Raw genomic sequence first — 22,415 nt, 5'->3', positions numbered from 1 at the left:
CACCCCGCTGCTTGTTAGCGGATACCGCGGCGGTATGACGTAGAAGTTATACTTTTATGCTTACCAACTTAATAAAATTCCTGGATTCCAGTGTCAGCTACTTTCATGACACCAACAGTTGATATTGGTTTGTTGCTTTGCTAGCCAACTACTAGCTATGCCTCAAGTTTCCTATTCAAAATTTTCAATATCAAATCCAATTCATTTGGATTATCATACCGTATCATAACTTTACCCTTAGAATTGTTGTCATTAATTTTGATCTTTAAACCTAGTTGAGAAGATATAGCGCCTTCTATTACTGTCATATCTTGATTTCTAGTATATCTCTGCTCTTTTTGATTGTTGTTTTGATGTAGGTCCTTTATCAGTTTTTCAGTTTGTCTAACGCTTAAGCCATGAGAAACTATTTTTTCTGCAATACTTTCCGCATTTTCAACATTAATCAACGCTCTTGCATGACCCATAGACAATTTTTTCTCATTGATCATTGTTTTCACCCTATCAGGGAGCAACAACATCCGAATCATATTGGTTATGTGGCTGCGGCTTTTGCCTATAGCTGAAGCTAATTCCTCATGTGTATAGAAAAACTCATCTATCAGTTTTCTGTAAGCTTCACCTTCCTCTATTGGATTAATATCTTGCCTTTGTATGTTTTCAATAATGGATACTTCCAAGCATTCCTTGTCGCTCAGATCTTTTATGATAACCGGTGCACTATCAAGATTTGCAATCTTGCTTGCTCGCCAACGACGTTCTCCAGCTATTATTTCATAACCATCATCATTTGAATCTTTGCGTACCACGATAGGCTGTATAATGCCACTTTTCTTTATCGAATTTGCAAGTTCTCTTAATGACTCCTCGTCAAAATGTTTCCTCGGTTGAAATTTGCTTGGGTGCAGTAATGAAATAGGCAAATGCTCTTGTCGATCTTCTTTATTATCATAATTATCGCCTATGAGGCCGGCAAGACCTCTGCCGAGGCGTCTATCATCCTTCATACTACGCCCTCGCTTACTAGTTTCTTCTCCTTACAACTGCTCGCGTGCTTTTTTAAAATTTCCCTTGCCAAACTTATATATGCTTGTGCACCAGGACACTTAAGATCATACACAATAGCGGGTTTTCCATGAGAAGGCGCTTCTGATAACCGTACGTTACGTGGAATAACAGTCTCATACAATGGGATGATAGTTTTGTATACTTTATCATTTAAATACTGGCAAATATCGTTTTTAATCTGTTCACTGAGTTTGTTGCGCCTGTCATACATTGTTAACACTATCCCTTCTATTGCCAAAAAAGGGTTTAGGTTATTTCTTTTTATCAGCTCTACAGTTTTAACTAAATGGCTTAATCCCTCCAAAGCAAAAAATTCACACTGAAGAGGGACAATAATAGAATTAGCAGCAGTCAAAGCATTTATGGTTAGAAGCCCAAGTGATGGAGGGCAATCGATGATTATATACTCATAATTATCACGTATCTTCTCTAATGCGCTTTTTAGCACAAATTTTCCTCGCTCAAGTTGCGATAATTCAATTTCTGCAGCTGATAAATCAACTACTGACGAAATTAGTGATAAATTTGGAATTTCCTTTATATTGAAAATTGCCGATTCTATCAATTTATTTTCGCTGCTTAGTAGTATTTTGTATATATTTTTTTCTTCCCTACTACGATAAGAAATCCCGAGCCCGGTGCTAGCATTTCCTTGAGGATCAAGATCTACCAATAAAGTGCTTTTTCCCACAGCAGCAAAGGCTGTCGACAAATTTATACTAGTTGTGGTTTTGCCAACTCCACCCTTTTGATTTACTATTGCAATAATCTTGCTCACGCCTTTTATCTTATGTATAAAATAATTCTATTGTATATATGCAAGAAACTTTTGCATTAGAAAATTTTTTTGTTGTTAACCACACTAAAATTAGACTGTCTTTTTTGCTTTGTGTAACACACTTTGAACCTTGTTTCCTAATTCATTCAGAGTGAATGGTTTTGGCAAAAAGTGAAAATCTTCTATATTGATGTCATCACTCTTTAAAAAAGCATCTTCTGCATACCCAGAAATAAAAATAACGTTGATATTTGGCCTATGGATCAATGCTTCTTTAACTATTTCTGGGCCGCTCACCTCTGGCATGATTACATCAGTGATTATAAGATCTATGTGTTGACTTTTTTTACTGATTATTTCTAGCGCCTCGCTGCCTATGCTTGCTTCTATTACATCAAATCCTTTTCTTTTGAGTGCTTTAGAGATGAATTCCCTTACTGAATCTTCATCTTCGATTAATAAAATTATACCATTACCTTTAATTTCACTTACTACCGGTCTTTCTGTTTCTTCACTATCTTCCTCTCTATCATTTTCATCTGATATGTAAACCATGGGCAAAAATATGCTAAATTTAGTTCCATGATTTACTTTGCTAGCAACATAGATGTATCCTTCAGTTTGTTTAATAATGCCATATACAGTAGAGAGGCCAAGACCTGTACCAGAGGTAATATCTTTGGTAGAAAAAAATGGATCAAAGATCTTTTCAGTTGTATCACTCGTCATTCCACATCCAGTATCAATTACTTCAATCACAACATAATTTCCATGTTCAATCGCTTCCTTGTCTGGAGAAAACATATCCTGAGGTGTAGAATTTAATGAGTCAATCTTTTGATTAAAGGTTCGTATAGTTAATTCTCCGCCCTTTTCCATAGCAGCACTAGCATTGACTGCTAAGTTAAGTATAACTTGCTCTAATTGCCCTTGATCAGCCCTAACAGCACCCAAGTCTCTACCATAATAAATATTAAATTTTATATTTTCACCTATTAATCTTTTTATCATTTCATAAAGATTAGCTATAGTATTATTTACATCAATAATTTTTGGCTGCAAGGTCTGTCTTCTTGAGAAAGCAAGCAATTGTCTTACTAAATTTGATCCACGCTTTGCATTTTGCTGTATCTGTATTATATCTCCAAAAGATGGATCACCAGCTGAATGCTGGAGTAAAAGCAAATCGCAAAATCCTATTATCCCAGTCAATATATTGTTGAAATCATGCGCAATACCACCTGCTAACTGCCCTATAGCTTGCATCTTTTGATAATGCTCAAGCTTTATCTCTAGGTTTTTGTGTTCAGTATTGTCAATAAAATAACAAAGTATGAAGATCATTTTATTATGAAGAAACTTATTGAAATATATTTTTATGTTATTACCGCCGTTGAGCTGTACATCAAAAGACGCATTATTTATTCTATTACTCGAAAAATATTCACGTATTTTCACATGATAACTATCCAATATCAACGTAAAGATTGAATTATTATCTGACCCTGCAAGCTTTATTAGTGCCGTATTTTTCTTTACAAAGTTGCCGTTTATGTCACATTGTGCAATAGCAATTGATGAATTTGCAAAACAAGGGTGTAATTGATAATCAACAATATTTGATTCGGTTGGTGTTATAAAGCCATATATATAGCTATGGTTGTATTTATCACAAAATATAGCAGTGCTCATATAAGCCTTGAATGGAATACCACTTATAGTAAAAAACAAAATTTCATTATCGGTTGTTGTATTGTTATATTTAGATTGAGATATAAAATCACTGATTGAGCTACCTTTTTCCAGTTTTTTCAGTTCAAATATGTCTAAAAATCTTTTATTTACAGATAAAATCACCTCTTTGGCATTTGCAATGTAAGTTCCTATGCTGTGTTTTTCTATTAACTCTTCATATATCTGCTCCTTGTTTATCTGTGTTGCTTTTAATACAAAATACCCATCTGGCCTTGCTATTGGCACTAATGATAAATTTAAAATCTTATTACTATTTATAGCAATTTGGGGATTATCTGGTATCGGCTCAAAGAGCAAAAGAAAGTTAGATACTCTATTCTTCTTGTTTAAGGAAATGCATACCTGTACAGAAGAGTTATTTTTTAGTGCATGATAGAGTACTTTTTTGTCTGCTTCTGAAACATCTCCTATTTCAAGAATCTTGTCTAACGTAATGTCATCATCTATATGATCTTTAAACCTTTCGTAGAACCTTGCATCAGCATAAATAACACCCTCATCTTTATGTAAAATAAGGCAAAATTCTGTATTATGATTTAGTGCATTTGCAAATATTGCATTTTGAAATTCTATAGTATTAAGTAGGTATCTGTAGCGTTTTACATTATACATCATAAAGAGAGTTGTTAGAATGCTAACTAATAAATTAATCTCTATATTAATATGCTGACTATATATATCAAAAAAGTAGAGTATCGATATTGCTACTGGAGGTAAGAGCATAATAACTGCCATCACAACAATTGACATTCCATAATTTCTTAGTATGAAGTCAACCCTGTTCTCTTTTTTGTTATCTATGTATCTTTTATTCATTATTGTTACTTGGCATTGTTGTACATACGAAAATGTTCTATTATATTGATTTAATTATTATAGATTTATTAACGTCTTTGATAGATAATTATCATCCAAATCTAATTAAGTTCCTTAAATATCAGATATAACAATGTTAATAAGCTAGCAAGAGGATATTATGGAAAAACAAAAAACACAAGCATTTAAATGGTTCTGTGCACTAAGAGATAAGATCATAGAATCTTTCTTATTAATTGAAAAACAATCATCCGCAGAGCCAAAGATCGAAAAGAGAAAGTGGGATCGCCCAGGTGGTGGAGGTGGTGAATCTACAATTATTTTTGGTAATGTTTTTGAAAAAGTTGGAGTAAACGTTTCAAAAGTACACGGAAAATTTGCAGATTCAGCCATTAATGAAATTCCTGGTGCAAGTGAAAGTAACGGAGAGTTCTGGGCAAGCGGTATATCTTTAGTGTCTCATATGCAATCGCCCCTTATCCCTGCAGCGCATATGAACACAAGGCTGATATATACTTCAAAACAATGGTTTGGTGGAGGAATGGATTTTACGCCAATATATAGAAATGAAGAAGATTGCAAGTATATTCATGAATCAATCAAAATGACATGTGATAGATTTGACACCGGATATTATCCAAAATTTAAAGAGCAATGTGACAATTATTTTTTCTTACAACACAGAAAAGAGCCACGTGGCATTGGTGGTATTTTCTATGATAATCTGAGTTCTGGCAACTGGGAAAACGATTTTGAGTTCACAAAAGCAGTAGGTGAAGCCTTTTTGGAAATTTATTCGCACGTCATACGTAAACATATGCAAAAATCTTGGACAAAAGAACAACGAGAAAATCAATTAATAAAACGTGGCAGATATGTAGAATTCAATCTGTTATACGATCGTGGCACAAGGTTTGGTTTAATGACTGACGGCAATCCAGATGCAATTATGATGTCAATGCCACCACTTGTTAAGTGGTTATAGAGAGCTGCTATTAGTAGAAAATAAATCATCATAGTTTAAAATTGTACCATGGTAGTGAGCTTTTATATAGGGGGTATAATCATGGGCATAATAGATAATTTTTTAATTAAATCTGTCAAAAACAATGACATAAAAGGTGTTAAACTGACTCTAATTCTCTATGATGCATTAAATAGTTTTAGAAAATTCTTTTCAAAGACTATGTCTCTCAAGAATACAGGATCATTTGATATAAATAATAATCAAGCTTTAAATCAGGCTTTAGGACATGCTACAGATCACAAAATAATGGAATTGCTGATTAATCGTGGAGCTGATATCCACTCAATAGATGAGAATGGAAAGAATGTTATAATTCGTGTTATTGAGAGTTTAGCAGAATCAAAAAATCTAAAATTGGATAGTGAGAAAAACTTACCAGCAGAGATAACTCTTCACCCCACAGTTTCCTTTTTACTAGGAAAAGGCGCAGAGTATTATTCTACAGATGATTTGAATGTTGAAGCTATACAACAAAAACCTCCTAGAACCTCTGAATATGAGCCAATAACTATGTACGCTGAGGTGAACAACAATGTAATACCACCTCAAAAACCTTCTAGAACTTTTGAGTATAAGCCAAAGAGCACTAATTATGATGCTTTGCCTTCAAAAGAGCCAATTTACGCTGAGGTGTATGATGCTAAGGTTAGTAACTCATTAGGGGAGAATGGTTATTTGAGTGTATCAGAAGAATCTATTTATGCTGAAATATATGATTCACATAAAAAATCCACTGAAAATTTATCATTGGAAGATAGTGGTTATTTGAGTATATCAGAAGAACCTATTTATTGCACTATAGATGATCTTTCAGAACAAAAAAAGCCTACTAGCCTAAAACAGAAAGAGCCAGAACAGTCGTCAGAACCTATTTATGCTAGGGTAGATTTGTCCAAGAAAAGAGCAGAAAGAAAAGCAAAAGACATAAAAGCTAATTCTGGAACTTGCCATGGGTTAGTGCAAGATAAAGTGAATGATTGGCAAGTGAAGCTAAATGAGCTAAGTGCTAATAAGTCGATAAGTCAGCAACAGACTAATGATCAAAAAATTAAGACCAAGGCTGGCTTTAGTGTAGAAGAAATAAGGCAGAAATATGAGCGTAGAGATTCTGGCTACGATTCTGGCTATGATTCCGATACAAAAGTTGAACAACAATTAGAATTAGCTCCTAAATCTGAGATAGGTTCAGTGAGTATTGAGCATGGAGTAATAGGAGGCTGTCGATATAAGATTACTGATATATCCCTTTAACTATGTGATTCAAAATAATTGAATTGACTTTATATATGTAATCGATATAACCTAGTTAGATTCAAGTTGACTCTTTCGTCTAGTGGTTAGGACACCACCCTTTCACGGTGGTAACACGGGTTCAAATCCCGTAAGAGTCACTCAAGTAGAATATAATTAAAGTTTTGAATGGGAAAAATTAGGCTCTATGTTGAAGAAGCTTTATCACAAGGCGTGAGTTTAGCACTTAATCCACAACAAAGTCACTATATTTGCAATGTAATGCGGCTTAAGAAGTATGATAATCTCTCTCTTTTTAATGGAAAAGATGGAGAATGGTTAGGAGAAGTAGTTAATATATCGCGTAAATTGACAGAAGTTACACCCAAAGAATGCACTAAACAACAGCAATATGAGGAAAATTTATACCTGTATTGTGCCATGGTAAAAAGTGCTGCTTTGAACAATATAGTAAGACAGGCAACTGAAATGGGAGTAATCTGCATTCAATTTATTTCAACGGAACGTACAGTGGTAAAAAATATTAACCTAAGTAGAGCAAAATTACAAGCAATCGAAGCAGCGGAACAATCAGGTAGGATAAGTATACCAGAGATTTTGCCTCCTATTAACTTTTGTGATTTACCTGATTCCCAGAGTAAAAATTTTGTTTTGTGTGATGAAACAGGTAAAGCTGACAAAGTGCTGAAAGGCAAAAAAAATGTTGCTATTATTGTTGGCCCTGAAGGTGGTTTTTCATCTTATGAACTTGATCTTGCCGATAAGTTTTGTCAAAAATTGAGTCTAGGAAAAAGAATTTTAAGGGTCGATACTGCTGTAGTTGCTGCACTCACTTTCACCAATTGGTGTAGCTAGATTTTTAAATATGGCTAAGATAAAGAAATCTGGTTCAGTGTTGCGCGCACAAAAACTCTGTAGACTCTCTACGAAGCAGTCTGTTGTTAAAGAGTAGCTAATAAAAAACATATTCTAAGATAATATTAAATCTCGTATTATATTTTTTCTAAAGTAAACAAATGAATCTTGCATTTTGCCTGAGTTATTGATACTCTGAGTAAAGAAGTCGGGGCGTAGCGCAGCCTGGTAGCGCATTTGGTTTGGGACCAAAGGGTCGGGAGTTCAAATCTCTCCGCCCCGATGTTAGTACGATTGTAAAAACGCTGCAATATAAGAGCAATCTCCATCAGTAAGCAAGTAGCTGACACTGGAATGACATCATTTACCATGTAAATTGTGGCATATTATATTTTAACGCTCAAGTTTATAAAATAATTGACAATGTTAATTTTCTAATTTATAAATAGATTTTGACATGATTACCGAAGGAGGTATAGAGTTTGATAGAAGTATCAGTCCATTATGGTGATGTAGACAGAGCTCTTCCAGTATTGAAAAAAACAATTCAAAAGGAAGGAAGAGGGTTGAAAATGAAAAAACAATATCATGAAAAAAAATCAGAAAAAAGAGCTAAAAAGAAAGCTGAAGCTAAAAAAAAGAGGTACCAACAAGAGTGCAGAAGGCAGCGTTATGGTTGGTAGTTTGTACTCAAGTTAATAGTTTATCATTGGTTATTTTATGAATATTCACGAATATCAAGCGAAAGAAGTTTTGCATAAATTTAATGTCCCAGTGCCAAAAGGTTTTGTTGCTACATCTGCGGAAGAAGTAAAGACTCAAGTAAGTCAATTAAAATCTGACGTGTTTGTAGTTAAAGCTCAAATTCATGCAGGTGGTAGGGGTAAAGCCGGTGGCGTAAAGCTAGCAAAGTCAGTTGAAGAAGCTCAACAGTTTGTAAAGGACATGATTGGTATGACTTTAGTTACTCATCAAACAGGGCCAAGCGGGCAGCAAGTAAGAAAAGTGTACGTTGAAGAAGGCTCAAGCATTAAGAAAGAGTATTATTTAAGCCTGGTAATCGACCCGAAGCTCAGTAGGCCAATATTCATATTTTCCTCAGAGGGTGGAATGGACATCGAAGAAGTGGCGAAAAATTCTCCCGCAAAAATTGTGAAATTTGATATTGATTCTGCTACAAGTTTTGATAGCAGCAAGTTAAGCAGCAGTTTTCATTTGAGTCCAGAACAAATAGAAAAGATATCGAACATTGCAAAAAAAATATATGATGCATTTATTGCAACTGACGCGAGCCAAATTGAAATTAATCCACTGGTTGAAACAAATTCTGGAGATTTTATTGCGCTCGATGCAAAAATTAATTTCGATGATAATGCTTTATATCGTCACCCAGAAATTATGGAACTTCGTGATTATGATGAAGAAGTGAAAGAAGAGATAGAGGCTTCAAAGTATGGGCTCAGTTACATCAAAATGGATGGCAGTATTGGTTGCATGGTAAATGGTGCAGGTCTTGCTATGGCAACAATGGATATAATAAAATACTACGTAGCAGAGCCTGCTAACTTTTTGGATGTTGGTGGTGGAGCGAGTAAAGAAACTATAACTGAAGCATTTAAAATCATATTGTCTGATAGCAACGTAAGAGGAATTTTGGTTAATATATTTGGTGGTATAATGCGTTGCGATATTATCGCAAGTGGAATTGTTGCGGCTGCAAAAGAAATGAGCATTAAAGTTCCTCTAGTGGTTAGATTATCAGGTACTAATTTTGAAGAAGGAAAAAAAATTTTAGAAGAGTCGGGATTAAATATTATTGCTGCAGATGAGCTAGATGAAGCTGCGCAAAAGATAGTAAAAGAGGTAAAATAAAGCATGTCCGTTTTAGTAAATAAAGATACAAGATTAATATGCCAGGGTTTTACTGGTGCACAAGGCACATTTCATTCAGAGCAAGCAATTGATTACGGAACGAAAATGGTGGGAGGTGTAACTCCTGGAAAGGGTGGTAGCACTCACCTTAATTTACCGGTTTTTAATACTGTAGCAGAAGCCAAAGAAAAAACCGGTGCAAATGCTACAGTTATATATGTACCTGCTAAATTTGCTGCTGCTGCAATACTTGAAGCAATAGATGCAAAAATAGAATTGATAGTTTGTATTACAGAGGGCATTCCTATACTTGATATGGTGAAAGTTAAGCGCGCGCTTGTTGATTCAAAAAGTCGATTGGTTGGTCCCAACTGTCCGGGAATTATTACGCCTGAAGAGTGCAAAATAGGAATTATGCCTGGCCATATCCATAAGCGTGGACACATAGGAATTATGTCTCGCTCTGGAACTTTAACTTACGAAGCAGTAGCACAAACAACTGCTGTTGGTCTTGGTCAATCCACATGTATCGGAATTGGGGGGGATCCAGTTCATGGTATGACATTTGTTGACTGTATGGAGCTCTTTTTAAAAGATAACGATACTCATGGTATTGTAGTTATTGGTGAAATAGGTGGAAACGAAGAAGAAGATGTATCACATTTTGTGAAAACAGAAAAAACTAAAAAGCCAATCGTTGGTTTTGTAGCAGGCCAAACGGCACCTCCAGGAAGACGTATGGGACACGCTGGAGCAATCATCTCTTCCAGCGGTGGAAGTGCTGGTGCAAAACTAGAAGTTATGCGGAGTGCCGGGATTGCAATTGCTGAAACCCCTGCAGTAATTGGTAAGAAGGTATTGGAAGTAATGCATCACTAGAATTAGGGTCACAAAAACCCTATATCACCGGTCATGAATACGTTATTTGCCCATTCGATTAATAACTTCCCTCCTGGTAAATTTACTGAAGTCTGTTGGACAGTCAGATATCCACGTAGTGTGGATGTAACAAGTGCTGCACAGGCTGCACTACCGCATGATGCAGTAATGCCTGTACCTCTTTCCCAAACTCTTAAAGCTATTTCTCCAGACTTTTCAACTTGTGCAATACTAATATTAATTTTCTGAGGAAATAATACGTGACTTTCCAACTTTGATCCTAAACTTTGCAATGGTATTTCATTTACGTTATCAACAAAAAAAACTATGTGAGGATTACCAATATTTACTGCAACAGGATCTTTTAGCATTTCAAGCTCTATAGGTAAGTGAAGAGTGTCACACTCAGTAGACAAGGGAATTTTATGCCATTTTAGCAAAGGTTTACCCATGTTAACCTTTATGGATTTATCACCAACTTTAAAACACTCTAAAATGCGTTTGTTTACCAGCTCAATAGTGATATACTCAGTACCTTTTTCTGACATTAGCAAATATCCAACGCAACGTGCTGCATTTCCGCACATTTCAGCTTTGCTACCATCAGCATTATAGATATGCATAAAGCAATCGGCTAAACTGGAGTTTGTTATCACTATGACTTGATCGCAACCGTTTTGGTTAGCAATTTTTTTATAGTTCCAATTTAAATCATTTGCTGAACGTGAGTCTATGATAACGAAGTTGTTACCAGTTCCGTGCATTTTGATAAAATTTTCAGGACCTTGGCCACTCATCATAAAAAAACATTTCTTCTATTGGTCTCCTTTTTTTCTTACTTGTTTCAGCGCCCTCTTCTTCGTAACCAACCGCTATCACTGACATTACGTTAAAGTCATTGGGTATATTGAACTCTTTCACTATTTTATCTCTATCAAATCCACCCATTTGATGGGCCATTAAGTTCATAACTGCAGCTTGTAACATAAGTCCATAATTCGCTGCACCAGTATCGTGATTAGCCCAAAAATTTTCACCTTTATCAGATTTGCGGAAATTCTTAGCGCTTAAAGATATGATTAACACTTGTGCATCTTTTGCCCACTTTTGATTAGATTCATCAAGACAATTTAGCAATTTTTCCCATGCGTTTTGATTGCTCTGTTTATTGCATATCACATATCTCCAAGGTTCATCACCAAAACATGAGGGAGTCAGCCTTACAGCTTCCATTAAAATATCCATGTCTTCCTGAGATATTGCTCTTGTAGGATCGTATGAACGTCCGCTGTGTCTTGCTTTCATCAACGATAATAGATCTTGTTTACTCATCATTTTTAATTTAATAGTGCATAAATAATTCATTGTAGCACAATATAAGCAAAATTTAAATTGCAAAACCTCTCATACACATATATTACATTTAATAAGTTATTTTTATTGGGAAGGTATGTTTATAACACAATCTAGCAGCAGATCAACACTGGCTGAAATATTGTCTTGCGTTTTACTTTTATTCTTGATGGCTCAAATAAGTATACCATTGCAGCCTGTGCCTATCACATTGCAAACTTTAGGAGTAATGCTTATTGGGCTTAAATTTAACCGCAGAACAGCATTCTATTCTGTGCTTACATATCTATCACTTGGTGCAGCAGGATTGCCTGTTCTTGCAAATTTTTCTGGTGGTTATCACGCTCTCCTTGGACCAACAGGTGGATATTTAATTGGCTGTTTAGCTGCTGTTATGGTAATGAGCAAAGTAAATGAATTACTGAACTCTAAGTATAAATCATTTGTGTGTAATTCTTTAAGTTGTCTGGCTGGTACAGTTATAATCTTTATTTGTGGTGTTAGTTGGCTTGCTGTTTACTTGGGTCTGAGACAAGCAATAATGGTGGGTGTTTTGCCATTTATCCTTCCTGGTTTGGTAAAAATTTTTCTACTTGTAGCAGCTTTGCAATATTTGAAAAAATGATAAAATTCCGCCCTCATCATTTCATGTGCACCCTCGCGTTTCGGGGATATGGGTATTCTCATGGTTTTGTAGAAAATTATAAAAGGATAGCAAGCAAAGTAATTAGTACTCAAATCGAAGTAGTTGGTAACCTTGATAATATCTGTAGTGCTTGTCCAAATCAGACTAAACAAGGTAAATGCACCACACAAGCTAAAGTTTTAGAGCTAGATAGAAGGCATATGGAAATTTTAGGAATTAAAATTGGCGAGACTTTGACCTGGAGTGAAGCGGTAGAAAAGATTAGGGAGAAAATGTCTTTAGAGAAATTCGAGTACGCATGTGAGGGGTGCAACTGGCAGCCATATGAAATATGTAAAAATGCCCTTTTAAATTGTCATTCCTATAAAGGTAGTTGACAAAATGTTAAGATAAATCGAAGCATTTTTGTGGAAATAAAGCGAAATATGGAAGACAAAAGATAAATGCATTCTGAAAGGCTACACAGCATGTTCGTCCCGCTAATTAATAATATCTTTATTATTGTATGAGATAGGTAATTTAGCATTTATGAATTTGTAATGTGTTGCATATAGCTCAAAGAAATAAGGTTTACTGGTTACACGCTGCAGCCAATGCCACAACACTAGGACCTATGTTTATCTGCATGTTAATTTGCGTTGTGATTTTATGGAGGTCTTCTGTTACCTATGCTAGTGAAAATTTGGAGATACAGAAGGCCTTTGATAGTGTTGTCAAGCATATAAAAGCTGATAAAAAATATAAAGATCTTGATGTTATTGAGAGAAAAAGTGATAAATTTAACATCAAAATTGCGCAGAATTCTGGCAAGAGTTTTGACATATACTCTACTTTAAAAAAAGCAAAAGATTCCTTTGAATCAGGAGATAATGAAACAGCTATTTCTCTCCTTAATCAGATCATTGCAAAGTTTCCTTATCATAAAAATGCTTTAATTGGATTGGGAAATATTTATTACGCTAATAAAGAATACAAAAAAGCTGTAGAGATTTACACAAGACTGTTAAAAGAACACCCTAGTAACCCTTACATATTAAAAAATTTTCTGACGATAATCTCACAATATGATCCTGATCTGGCGTTGAGTGAAATGTTAAAATTGTATGATATACATAAAAATTATGCTCCTTTATTAGCAAATTTAGGTCTGATCTATATGAAAAAGGAGGATTATGTAAAAGGTAAAGAGTATATGATAACTGCTATTTCCCTCGATGAAAACAATATTTTTTATACTTATAATTTAGCTGTTATTCTAGATAAACTTTCAGATTTTCAAAATGCTACAATATTCTACTTAAAGTTGTTAAACATGGCTACAACTTCGAAAGATGTGAGTGAAAAAATACCTTTATACAAAGTGACAGCAAGACTAAAATTTATAAAACTTCACAGCACGCACCCAAAGATTTCATAAAAGCTTATAGCTTACCTAAAGCTAATTTATCGTATCTGTTCAGGCAATGGCGTCAACTTAAGGACACATTTTAGACTTCTGTGTTGAAATAAAACAGAAACAAAAGTGCTGTCCCTTGCACTCTTTGGATAATTTAATGGTAAAAGTTTTAGAGAGAAATTTTATACACTATCGCTGATATTTTTCCTTAAGTTGACGCCATTGGCTGAACGGACACAATTTATCGCTATTTTTGTTTACAATAATAATATTGAGCTATAGAATTAGATCTAAAGGGGCAATTAGCTCAGCTGGTAGAGCATCTCGTTTACACCGAGGAGGTCGGCAGTTCAAGTCTGTCATTGCCCATTTGCTTAACTGAATGTTAGTATTATTAATTACTTCAATTAAAGTATAGAAAATGCAGGATAATATAGTACCAATCTCAATAGTAAAAGAGCTGGAAGATTCTTATCTTTCCTACGCAATGAGCGTTATCATAAGCCGGGCTATACCTGACGTGCGAGATGGATTTAAACCTGTTCATAGGCGCATATTATATGCAATGTCGAGAGCTGGATTCGATGCTGGTAAGCCATATAAAAAGGCAGCTCGTATAGTAGGGGATGTAATGGGGAAATATCACCCACATGGTGATGCAGCTATTTACGATTCCTTGGTTAGAATGGCCCAAGATTTCTCTCTTCTTTTACCACTTGTTGATGGGCAAGGTAACTTTGGTTCGATAGACGGAGATCCACCAGCTTCAATGCGATACACAGAAGCAAGACTTCAAAAAGTGTCGCACTTTTTACTGAATGATATTGATGAAGATACAGTTGATTTTAGGCCAAACTACGATGGAAATGAAACAGAGCCTGTTGTGCTGCCTGCAGAGTTTCCGAATCTATTGGTAAACGGTGCAAGTGGTGTTGCAGTTGGTATGGCAACCAATATTCCTTCTCACAACCTTGGAGAAATAATAGATGCTTGTATGTTATATGTAGATAATCCTGAAGTGACTTTGGATGAGTTACTTGAAGTGATGCCAGGGCCGGATTTCCCAACTGGGGGAACAATTCTTGGCAGGTCTGGAATAAGATCAGCGTTTGCCACAGGTCGTGGATCAATTGTTGTGCAAGGCAAGACTCACATAGAAGACCTGCCGCAAGATAGGCAAGTAATAGTGATTGATGAAATACCTTACCAAGTAAATAAAGTAAAATTAATTGAGAAGATAGGTGAGCTTGTAAAAGAAAAAAGAATTGATGGCATAACAGAGATTAGGGATGAGTCCGATAAGTCTGGTATTAGAGTAGTAATTGACCTCAGAAGAAATGCTGAAGCAAGTTTTATACTTAATCAAATATTGGGACTTACTCCATTAAGAAGCAGTTTTAGTGTTAACACTTTAGTGCTCAATAACAACAGGCCTGCTATGATGTCATTAAAAGAAATCATAGCTGCTTTTGTTGATTTTAGAAAAGAAGTATTAATCAGGAGAACAGAATTTCGTCTAAGAAAAACGAGAGAAAAAGCTCATATATATATAGGGCTCTACATTGCGGTCCTCAGCATAGATGAAGTGATAAAAATCATCCGCGGTGCAAAAGATCCTGCGGAAGCAAGTAGAGAACTTTTAAATAAAGAATGGAAAACTTCGAATGAAATCAACACTATTATCGAGTTGATTTCAGATAGCGCAAGTTTTTTGAAAGATGGAGTGTATAGATTAACTGAGCTACAAATTAAGGCTATCCTTGATATGAAACTGCAGCGTTTAACAGGCCTTGAAAAAGACAAATTAGAAGCTGAGCTAAGTTCAATGATCAACCTGATAAAAGAATATATCGCTTTTCTTGGCTCAGAAGAGAAGTTGATGAAGGAAATAAAAAACAATTTACAAGAAATAAAGAACAGATTTGCTGTGCCGCGAAAAACTTCAATAGAGGAGTCAGACGCGGACATTGAAGCTGAAGATCTAATTCCACAAGAGGATATGGTGATAACCGTAACTATGAATGGTTATATCAAGCGTGTGAAGCTTTCTCACTACAGAACTCAGCGTCGTGGTGGAAAAGGAAAGCTAGGACAGGGATTAAAAGAAGAAGACGTAATTACAGAATTATTTGTGACAAATACTCACACTAGTGTTTTGTTCTTCTCTAACATTGGTCGAGTTTATAGATTAAAAGTTTATAAATTACCTCTTGCAGAGCCAACTGCACGTGGAAGAGCGCTTGTTAATATATTCCCGCTTAGCGATGGTGAAACTATAACTAATATCATGCCGTTGCCAAGTGAAAATGATGAGAATCAAAACATAGTTTTTGCTACTGCCTATGGAAACATAAGGCGTAACTCTTTAGCGGACTTTCACTATATTCCAAGCAATGGAAAAATAGCAATAAAGCTCGATGAAGGAGACAAATTAATATCGGTTAAAGTATGCAATGCAATTGATCATGTTTTTCTTTCAACAAGATTCGGCAAAAGTATCAGATTTGTTGTAAGTGATGTGCGTCAATTTAAAAGTCGCAATTCAGATGGCGTAAGAGGTATCAAACTTGCAAAGAATGACAGTGTGATATCCATGACCATATTAAATGGGATAGGTGTAGCAACAGAAACAAAAGAACTTTACTTAAAAGTTCCACTTGCAAAAAGACTGGGAACTGCAATTAATAACTCCATTGATTCTAAATTGGAAAAGACTTTAAATGATTTAGGAATAGATAACGAATTATTCTTAAAACTTGCAGTGAATGAGGAGTTTATATTAACTATTACTGAAAATGGCTTTGGTAAAAGAACTTCTGCGTATGAGTATAGAATAACTAACAGGGGTGGTGTTGGTATCACCAATATTCTTACTACTAGCAGAAACGGTAATGTTATTGCTAGTTTTCCAGTTGAGCAGGGTGATAATATAATGCTTATTACAGATAAAGGAAAGTTAATTCGTATTTCAGTAAATGATATCAGAATTGCAGGACGTAGCACTCAGGGAGTAACTCTATTTAAAACAGAAAGTAGAGAAAAGGTGGTGTCAGTAGCGAAAATTGAAGATCCTGATTCCACTGAAGATAGTATTTCTGAAGTTGAAAACTCTATCTCTTCTCAACTGTAGTACAGGTTAAACAAAAAGCGCAAGTTTTTGTTGATTAATACGCAGTATTTAATTTAAAATATATACTTATGGCTGAGTAAAGATCAATGGACAAAAATTTAACTAAAAATAAAAAACCACTGGCAAACAAAGAGGATAAAAAAACACCTCCTGTTAAAGATCTTACTAAAAATAAGAGTAGGAGAGATTTTATAACATTAACTACATGCGCTATGGCAGGTATAGGAGCTGCAAGTGGACTTTGGCCACTGGTTAAGTCTATGAATCCTTCTGCTGAAGTTTTAGCAACTTCCACAGTGGAGGTGAATTTGTCTGGAATTCAGGAAGGACACGGAGTAAAAGTAAAGTGGCAAGGTAAACCAGTATTCATTCGTAGACGCACAAAGCAAGAAATTGAGGCTGCAAAAACTGTGAATGTAAAGAACTTGAGGGACCCTGAGTCAGATGAGCAAAGAGTACGCGAAGGAAAAGACGAATGGTTAATCATGATCGGAATATGTACACATCTTGGGTGTGTACCGGTTGACCACGCTACAAGAGATGGTAATGGTTGGTTCTGTCCTTGCCACGGTTCATATTATGATACATCAGGTCGAGTAATTGGGGGTCCTGCACCGAAAAATATGGCTGTACCTGATTATTTTTTTCCCAGTGAGAATGTTGTGGTAATTGGCAAGAAGGCTTAACGAATATAAATAAACTCGTTAAAAAAAACTCACAGGATCAACATCTATTATCACTGCAATACTCGAATTCAAGTTACAATTTTTAATCCAATATTTCAGCTTTTTTTGTATGGATAGACTATGCTTATTGTGTATTTTTAATAATACCCTATACCGATACTTATTATTTAAAAAATTTATCGCTGCTGGTGATGGGCCAAGAATTTCAAATTCCTTTTTGTCTACACCTACATTTTTTTCCTGGATACAAGTAGTTAAGCTACTTGGATGACAAAGAAGAGATTTTACTATTTTATTCGCTGCTTTTTGTGTTGCAATCTGATTCTTACCACAAATGATAAGCGCTATTAATCTGCTAAATGGTGGCATTTTGGCTTCACGTCTTGACTTAAGTTCAATTTCATAAAATGAGTCCCTTTTTTGATGCAGCAATGCTTTTATTATTGAACCTTCAGGATTATTGGTTTGCACTATTACCATTCCTTTTTCATTAAACCTTCCTGATCTGCCTGCAACTTGGTGCAATAATTGATACGTCTTTTCCGCTGCTCTCAAATCAGAATTTTCGAGGCTCAAATCTGCATTTATTACTCCAACCAAAGTTAATTTGGGAAAATTGTGCCCTTTAGCAATTATCTGTGTGCCGATTATAATGTTCACCTCTTCCTTTAACACTAAATCAATGATGTTACTAACCGACTTCTGATCGCTGCTTATAATCGCAGTTTTTGCGTTTGGTATTAATTTCACCATTTCTTCAAGTAACCTTTCAATTCCTATGCCATAAAGGGAAAATGACTGTTCACTCTGGCAATCAGAGCATTTTTCTGGAAGTTTTAATTGATAAGAGCAATGATGGCACAAAAGAGCATTCTTTTTCTTGTGATATGTAAGCCAAACAGCACAATTTAAGCAGGAAATTTTATATCCACACTTTTTACAAACTGCCAGTTGTGCATACCCTCGGCGGTTTAAAAAGAGCATAACCTGCTGTTTTTTCTCTATGGTTTGTTTGATGCTTTCAAAAAGCTCATCGGAGATCCATTGCTTATTGCTTCTCATATCCACTACTTTAATGAGTGGCAATTCTGCACCACCGAATCGCTTGGTTAGCTTTACATGATTGTAATTCCCGTTTTTAACATGATGAATCGTTTCAAGCAGTGGAGTAGCTGATGATAAAATAATCGGAATATTTTCAAATTTGGCTAAGATTATCGCCATATCTCGAGCATTATATATAATTCCCTGTTCTTGTTTAAAAGATGAGTCGTGCTCTTCATCAACGATAATCAATTTTAAGTTTTTATAAGGCAAAAAAAGCGCTGATCGTGCACCAATAATTATCTGCGCATTTCCACTTGCTATATTGAGCCAATTACTTCGGCGAGTTTTTGGAGTGAGCCTTGAGTGCCATTCAACTAAGTTTTTTGATATCTGACCGCGAACACGATTTACCAATTGTGAAGTTAAAACAATTTCAGGCAAGAGGATTAAAATTTGTGCACTGTTTACAGTCTCTACCAATTTTGCAACTACGGATAAGTAAACTTCTGTTTTTCCAGACCCTGTCTCACCGTCAAGCAAAGCCACTGAATACTCATTCAAACTGCTGATTATTTTATCACTAGCTACCTGCTGTTCAGGGCTTAATTGGCAACTTATTTCACTTATTTCCTGCTTCTGCTTAGCACAAACCAATTTATCTATGTGATTTACTTTTAACACTCCTCCCATTATCACTTTGGCAAGCATACCAATAGGTATTAAGTTATACTGCGCAACCCACTCTGCAAATGCGATCAATTTTGGTCTAATATTTGGTAAATCGATTTTTTGCTCAATAAATTTTAATTCTCGGTTACTTTTATCACTGTATTTCCAAACTATTCCGATTAAGCGTTTTTTGCCAAATGGCACCACTACGTAATCTCCAAGTAAAATCTCAGTATTTTCCTCAATTGCATATGAAAATAACTGATCAATTGGAAGTGGTAGTAATACGTCAACTGTTTTTGCCATAGTGATTGAGTTTAACATTGTTTTAAAGAGCTTGTAACTTTATTAAGCTTGGCAATATAGATGAATCGGTACAGAGAAAATCTTAACGTTTAACACATTTTTCATAGTACAGACCGTATGATTGATAAATAAAATGATTTATAGAATTTGTGGAGGCTACCAATGGTCAACGACAAGATTACTTTGAACTTTGAAATAGAAAAAGGCGAACCTATAGATCGATACTACTTTTCTGCACATATAAAGCTTACAGATGAAAGCAAAAATCTTTTGCGCGAGAAGCTTGGCAGTACAATTCAATTCGATAATCTAGATGATCACTTCAATCTTAACCATGAGAATTTTTATATCTACTACAACAAATATAGTGAGCACAATGGTAGAAGTGAGCTATACGTTAGGGATGATAACGGTAAATATTTAACCTCCAATCTTTCACTTAATTACTATGGATTCTCAATGGAACTATCACCTGACGGAGCGTCAATTGCAGATTATGGTTTTTATCCTCTGTATGCAATCTATAACCCAAATCACTATGATAAAGCAAAGGAAAAAGTATTTGATGATCACGGTGAATTGTCACCAATTGCATCAAATGTGTTAGATAATTTTTTAAGCAATACAAATAGCTTAACCACACAAGATATATTACAAAATGTATTCTCACAACTGCAGAAGAAAGCTGATGAAGAAGCAGAAAGATTGGCAAGAGAAAGAGAAGCAGAAAGACAAAGGGAGGAAGAGTTAAATGAAAAGAACGAGGAATTAAAAGAACTTGTAGAAAAGGATGAGATTAAAATATTCAAAGTGGTAAAAGGTAATGATTTAGGTAATGGGCATTCAGCAGTAGTTTTACAACTTGATGGGGAAGAAGGTGACAAGATACCTCTCGACTCTAGTAAATACTACATAGCAGAGTATAGACACCACCCAGAATGGGAAGGCGATGAATATTTAAATTTTGTTAGCCCTGATAGTGATATGCTGGTTAATTATGAAAACTTATTTTTTGTGCTCAATCAAAGCTCCTACTCAGACTTTGAAAGTGGGTTTTATTCAGAAAACAGAACCGATCCCCATAATTATGCTAAATATTCAAAGGAACCATATTTGAGTGGTGACCAGCTATCTGAAAAATTATCTAATGAATTGGAGGAAGATAGCAATCAGATAGGTACTGAATTTACAATTGATGATGAGCAAGTAGACGAAGAAGTTGTGGTAGAGAGTGAAGCCAAGTCTGGGGAGAAAGGAACGGTTGGTGAGGATAACGCAAAAAATACTATACAGGAAGAAGAATCTAACTATATAGATCAAATGCAAGCGGATGATAGCAGCAGTTATAAACCAGCTTTGCAAAGCAATCGTGATGATTATGCTGATACGAAAAAAGCTCTGCAGGAAAAATTGCATGGAGATGAAATACACAAGCAAAGTAATGAGAAAGCTCAAAAAGATATAGAAGTAAAAAAAGTAACTGTGGAAACTGACAGTAGCAGTAATAAGACTGAAAAACAAACAAAACCAACAGAAGATGAACAAGAAACTGTTATGGCAAGTGTGATAGAAAATATGGATAAAAATTCTGATATTGAAGCAGAAACTTCTAACAGTGTTGCAAATTCACAACATCCCTTAAAAATAAAGACAGGAAGTCCTCTTGAAGTGGGAAAGTATAAGGTGGAGCTGCAAGTGACATATGATGATGTAAAGAATTTTTATGATACCGTACGTGGTAAATATCATGCTGGCGATGGATATAACTACGAACAAGTAATGGTTTTATATAATGAAATTGTTAGGCCCGCTCACAATCATCATTACGAGCTGTTTACTCTTGATGAAGCACATGTTGCTAATGATCACCTGTTTATCAAGGGTCAGGATTTTGGAACTCTAAATGATTTTAATGAGATGTTCTATAAAAGTGATGAGTTAATGTGATGTAAAAAGCAAGATTCAATCTGGTGAACAAGAGTTAACTGACAGAGGAGATTGACACGTATGCCTTTATCTTTAAGATTGTTTATCAAGTATAGACATCAGCTCGCCCCATTCTCTTTTACCAATATTACTTTCTTCTCTAGTAACGTTTTCCCCTTTAATTAATTTGCGAATTATTTCTAGACCAGTTCTTGAAATACAGGCTGATTCTAGGCAATATTCAACAAAGGCATTGTAGGCCAGTGGAACCCATTTTTTTATTATATCCAGCATAACTTCTGCATAAACTCTGATTTCATATTGGGCATGCTTATCAGCTCTAAGCTTCAAAAAATGAAGGAGATTATGCAGATCTATTTTCCAATAAAATTGCGTGTAGTAATTAAGCATTAGGTTAGTTCTGGCAATTTCTCTTGCAAGCCCCTGCTCAATAAATTTTTCATAATGAGAATATACTAAATTAGAGTCATTTGTTAGAGAATCTATTATTTCCTTTGAGGTATCTGGATCAAAAGCTTCCCCGCTACCTTGTTTATTATTGTCAGATTGTTTTGCAACTTGTTCTGGTTTAGGTGTATAAAATTCATTATCAAGTATTGAATACCTTGCTGAATATTCATTCACATTTGCAGTTCTATGCCTTATCCATTGCCTTGCAACAAAAATTGGAAGTTTCACGTGAAACTTAATTTCACACATTTCAAATGGAGTTGTATGATGATGTCTCATTAAATACTTTATAAGTGCTTCATCCTGACTTATCTGTTTTGTTCCCTTGCCATAAGAAACACGAGCAGCTTGAACTATAGCGCTATCAGAGCCCATATAATCCACTACTCGAATAAATCCATGGTCTAATACCTTATGTTCTTCATATAAGATTGCATCTATTTCTTTTACTATAGTTCGTTTGGTTGCTTCATTCATAAAATAT

At 35.1% G+C, this 22,415-nt stretch carries 19 protein-coding genes and 3 tRNA genes; 15 read left to right on the top strand and 7 right to left on the bottom strand.

The window, feature by feature from the left end:
• Positions 1 to 155: 155 nt before the first annotated feature.
• The 3 genes from AAGD62_RS00755 to AAGD62_RS00745 form a co-directional block, all read right to left on the bottom strand.
• Positions 156 to 1,007 (bottom strand): ParB/RepB/Spo0J family partition protein, encoded by an 852-nt coding sequence (locus AAGD62_RS00755; RefSeq protein ID WP_155969189.1) that lies wholly within the window; start codon positions 1,005 to 1,007, stop codon positions 156 to 158.
• A complete protein-coding gene (locus tag AAGD62_RS00750; protein WP_006280226.1) occupies positions 1,004 to 1,846 on the bottom strand; it encodes a ParA family protein in 843 nt (280 codons plus the stop codon). The genes AAGD62_RS00755 and AAGD62_RS00750 overlap by 4 nt, the downstream gene beginning before the upstream one ends.
• A 90-nt stretch (positions 1,847 to 1,936) precedes the next feature.
• A complete protein-coding gene (locus tag AAGD62_RS00745; RefSeq protein WP_341812741.1) occupies positions 1,937 to 4,417 on the bottom strand; it encodes a response regulator in 2,481 nt (826 codons plus the stop codon).
• Positions 4,418 to 4,577: 160 nt separating this feature from the next.
• On the opposite strand from AAGD62_RS00745, the gene hemF reads away from it, so the two are divergent.
• The 8 genes from hemF to sucD all read left to right on the top strand — a co-directional run bounded on the left by hemF (position 4,578) and on the right by sucD (position 10,301).
• Complete coding sequence (gene hemF / locus AAGD62_RS00740) at positions 4,578 to 5,402, top strand: oxygen-dependent coproporphyrinogen oxidase (RefSeq protein WP_155969192.1); 825 nt, start codon at positions 4,578 to 4,580, stop codon at positions 5,400 to 5,402.
• An 81-nt stretch (positions 5,403 to 5,483) separates the two neighbouring features.
• Positions 5,484 to 6,695, top strand: a complete 1,212-nt coding sequence (locus tag AAGD62_RS00735; protein WP_246484388.1) for an ankyrin repeat domain-containing protein — start codon at positions 5,484 to 5,486, stop codon at positions 6,693 to 6,695.
• A 68-nt stretch (positions 6,696 to 6,763) separates the two neighbouring features.
• A tRNA-Glu gene (locus tag AAGD62_RS00730) sits at positions 6,764 to 6,835 on the top strand.
• 28 nt (positions 6,836 to 6,863) lie between these two features.
• Positions 6,864 to 7,550 (top strand): 16S rRNA (uracil(1498)-N(3))-methyltransferase, encoded by a 687-nt coding sequence (locus AAGD62_RS00725; protein ID WP_341812740.1) that lies wholly within the window; start codon positions 6,864 to 6,866, stop codon positions 7,548 to 7,550.
• A gap of 209 nt (positions 7,551 to 7,759) precedes the next feature.
• Positions 7,760 to 7,833, top strand: a tRNA-Pro gene (locus AAGD62_RS00720).
• Positions 7,834 to 8,032: 199 nt separating this feature from the next.
• On the top strand, positions 8,033 to 8,233 hold the full coding sequence (gene rpsU / locus AAGD62_RS00715) for a 30S ribosomal protein S21 (protein WP_006279819.1): 201 nt from the start codon (positions 8,033 to 8,035) through the stop codon (positions 8,231 to 8,233).
• Between the two features lie 37 nt (positions 8,234 to 8,270).
• Positions 8,271 to 9,422, top strand: coding sequence for an ADP-forming succinate--CoA ligase subunit beta (gene sucC / locus AAGD62_RS00710; protein WP_155969194.1), 1,152 nt, complete (start codon positions 8,271 to 8,273; stop codon positions 9,420 to 9,422).
• Between the two features lie 3 nt (positions 9,423 to 9,425).
• On the top strand, positions 9,426 to 10,301 hold the full coding sequence (gene sucD, locus AAGD62_RS00705) for a succinate--CoA ligase subunit alpha (RefSeq protein ID WP_155969196.1): 876 nt from the start codon (positions 9,426 to 9,428) through the stop codon (positions 10,299 to 10,301).
• A gap of 8 nt (positions 10,302 to 10,309) precedes the next feature.
• Here sucD and dapF read toward each other — a convergent pair whose 3' ends face one another.
• Together dapF and AAGD62_RS00695 are read right to left on the bottom strand one after the other, a co-directional pair.
• A complete protein-coding gene (dapF, locus tag AAGD62_RS00700; RefSeq protein WP_196770146.1) occupies positions 10,310 to 11,098 on the bottom strand; it encodes a diaminopimelate epimerase in 789 nt (262 codons plus the stop codon).
• A complete protein-coding gene (locus AAGD62_RS00695; RefSeq protein ID WP_155969200.1) occupies positions 11,079 to 11,666 on the bottom strand; it encodes a nitroreductase family protein in 588 nt (195 codons plus the stop codon). Before AAGD62_RS00695 ends, dapF begins: the two co-directional genes overlap by 20 nt.
• Before the next feature lie 85 nt (positions 11,667 to 11,751).
• Here AAGD62_RS00695 and AAGD62_RS00690 point away from each other — a divergent pair, with 85 nt between their 5' ends.
• The 6 genes from AAGD62_RS00690 (at position 11,752) to petA (ending at position 17,512) form a co-directional block, all read left to right on the top strand.
• Positions 11,752 to 12,279, top strand: a complete 528-nt coding sequence (locus AAGD62_RS00690; RefSeq protein WP_155969202.1) for a biotin transporter BioY — start codon at positions 11,752 to 11,754, stop codon at positions 12,277 to 12,279.
• The gene (locus tag AAGD62_RS00685) at positions 12,276 to 12,677 is read left to right on the top strand and encodes a DUF1284 domain-containing protein (RefSeq protein WP_341812739.1); all 402 of its coding nucleotides are present in this window, start codon (positions 12,276 to 12,278) and stop codon (positions 12,675 to 12,677) included. The genes AAGD62_RS00690 and AAGD62_RS00685 overlap by 4 nt, the downstream gene beginning before the upstream one ends.
• A gap of 164 nt (positions 12,678 to 12,841) precedes the next feature.
• Positions 12,842 to 13,717, top strand: a complete 876-nt coding sequence (locus tag AAGD62_RS00680) for a tetratricopeptide repeat protein (protein ID WP_007548480.1) — start codon at positions 12,842 to 12,844, stop codon at positions 13,715 to 13,717.
• Between the two features lie 275 nt (positions 13,718 to 13,992).
• Positions 13,993 to 14,065 (top strand) — tRNA-Val (locus AAGD62_RS00675).
• A 52-nt stretch (positions 14,066 to 14,117) separates the two neighbouring features.
• Complete coding sequence (gene gyrA / locus AAGD62_RS00670; RefSeq protein ID WP_155969207.1) at positions 14,118 to 16,826, top strand: DNA gyrase subunit A; 2,709 nt, start codon at positions 14,118 to 14,120, stop codon at positions 16,824 to 16,826.
• An 86-nt stretch (positions 16,827 to 16,912) separates the two neighbouring features.
• Complete coding sequence (petA, locus tag AAGD62_RS00665; protein ID WP_155969209.1) at positions 16,913 to 17,512, top strand: ubiquinol-cytochrome c reductase iron-sulfur subunit; 600 nt, start codon at positions 16,913 to 16,915, stop codon at positions 17,510 to 17,512.
• Positions 17,513 to 17,530: 18 nt separating this feature from the next.
• Here the strand turns inward: petA and priA are convergent, their stop codons facing one another.
• Positions 17,531 to 19,552, bottom strand: a complete 2,022-nt coding sequence (priA, locus tag AAGD62_RS00660) for a primosomal protein N' (RefSeq protein ID WP_155969211.1) — start codon at positions 19,550 to 19,552, stop codon at positions 17,531 to 17,533.
• Positions 19,553 to 19,696: 144 nt separating this feature from the next.
• Between priA and AAGD62_RS00655 the strand changes: the two genes are divergently transcribed.
• On the top strand, positions 19,697 to 21,481 hold the full coding sequence (locus tag AAGD62_RS00655) for a hypothetical protein (RefSeq protein ID WP_155969213.1): 1,785 nt from the start codon (positions 19,697 to 19,699) through the stop codon (positions 21,479 to 21,481).
• Positions 21,482 to 21,553: 72 nt separating this feature from the next.
• On the opposite strand, the gene thyX is transcribed toward AAGD62_RS00655, so the two are convergent.
• The gene (gene thyX, locus AAGD62_RS00650) at positions 21,554 to 22,408 is read right to left on the bottom strand and encodes an FAD-dependent thymidylate synthase (RefSeq protein WP_015589436.1); all 855 of its coding nucleotides are present in this window, start codon (positions 22,406 to 22,408) and stop codon (positions 21,554 to 21,556) included.
• Positions 22,409 to 22,415: the final 7 nt, after the last annotated feature.

This window comes from Wolbachia endosymbiont (group A) of Eristalinus aeneus, from assembly GCF_964026915.1.
GTDB classification, from domain to species: Bacteria; Pseudomonadota; Alphaproteobacteria; order Rickettsiales; family Anaplasmataceae; genus Wolbachia; species Wolbachia pipientis.
The sequence above is the reverse complement of the archived record's forward strand: the minus strand, read 5'-3'. Positions and strand labels throughout refer to the sequence as shown.

Excerpts from the sequence above, each read along its gene's own strand:
- AAGD62_RS00755 (WP_155969189.1), bottom strand. The coding sequence starts at position 1,007 with ATGAAGGATGATAGACGCCTCGGCAGAGGTCTTGCCGGCCTCATAGGC.
- AAGD62_RS00745 (WP_341812741.1), bottom strand. The coding sequence starts at position 4,417 with ATGAATAAAAGATACATAGATAACAAAAAAGAGAACAGGGTTGACTTC.
- hemF (WP_155969192.1), top strand. The coding sequence starts at position 4,578 with ATGGAAAAACAAAAAACACAAGCATTTAAATGGTTCTGTGCACTAAGA.
- AAGD62_RS00735 (WP_246484388.1), top strand. The coding sequence starts at position 5,484 with ATGGGCATAATAGATAATTTTTTAATTAAATCTGTCAAAAACAATGAC.
- AAGD62_RS00725 (WP_341812740.1), top strand. The coding sequence starts at position 6,864 with ATGGGAAAAATTAGGCTCTATGTTGAAGAAGCTTTATCACAAGGCGTG.
- sucC (WP_155969194.1), top strand. The coding sequence starts at position 8,271 with ATGAATATTCACGAATATCAAGCGAAAGAAGTTTTGCATAAATTTAAT.
- sucD (WP_155969196.1), top strand. The coding sequence starts at position 9,426 with ATGTCCGTTTTAGTAAATAAAGATACAAGATTAATATGCCAGGGTTTT.
- dapF (WP_196770146.1), bottom strand. The coding sequence starts at position 11,098 with ATGAGTGGCCAAGGTCCTGAAAATTTTATCAAAATGCACGGAACTGGT.
- AAGD62_RS00695 (WP_155969200.1), bottom strand. The coding sequence starts at position 11,666 with ATGAATTATTTATGCACTATTAAATTAAAAATGATGAGTAAACAAGAT.
- AAGD62_RS00690 (WP_155969202.1), top strand. The coding sequence starts at position 11,752 with ATGTTTATAACACAATCTAGCAGCAGATCAACACTGGCTGAAATATTG.
- AAGD62_RS00685 (WP_341812739.1), top strand. The coding sequence starts at position 12,276 with ATGATAAAATTCCGCCCTCATCATTTCATGTGCACCCTCGCGTTTCGG.
- gyrA (WP_155969207.1), top strand. The coding sequence starts at position 14,118 with ATGCAGGATAATATAGTACCAATCTCAATAGTAAAAGAGCTGGAAGAT.
- petA (WP_155969209.1), top strand. The coding sequence starts at position 16,913 with ATGGACAAAAATTTAACTAAAAATAAAAAACCACTGGCAAACAAAGAG.
- priA (WP_155969211.1), bottom strand. The coding sequence starts at position 19,552 with ATGTTAAACTCAATCACTATGGCAAAAACAGTTGACGTATTACTACCA.
- AAGD62_RS00655 (WP_155969213.1), top strand. The coding sequence starts at position 19,697 with ATGGTCAACGACAAGATTACTTTGAACTTTGAAATAGAAAAAGGCGAA.
- thyX (WP_015589436.1), bottom strand. The coding sequence starts at position 22,408 with ATGAATGAAGCAACCAAACGAACTATAGTAAAAGAAATAGATGCAATC.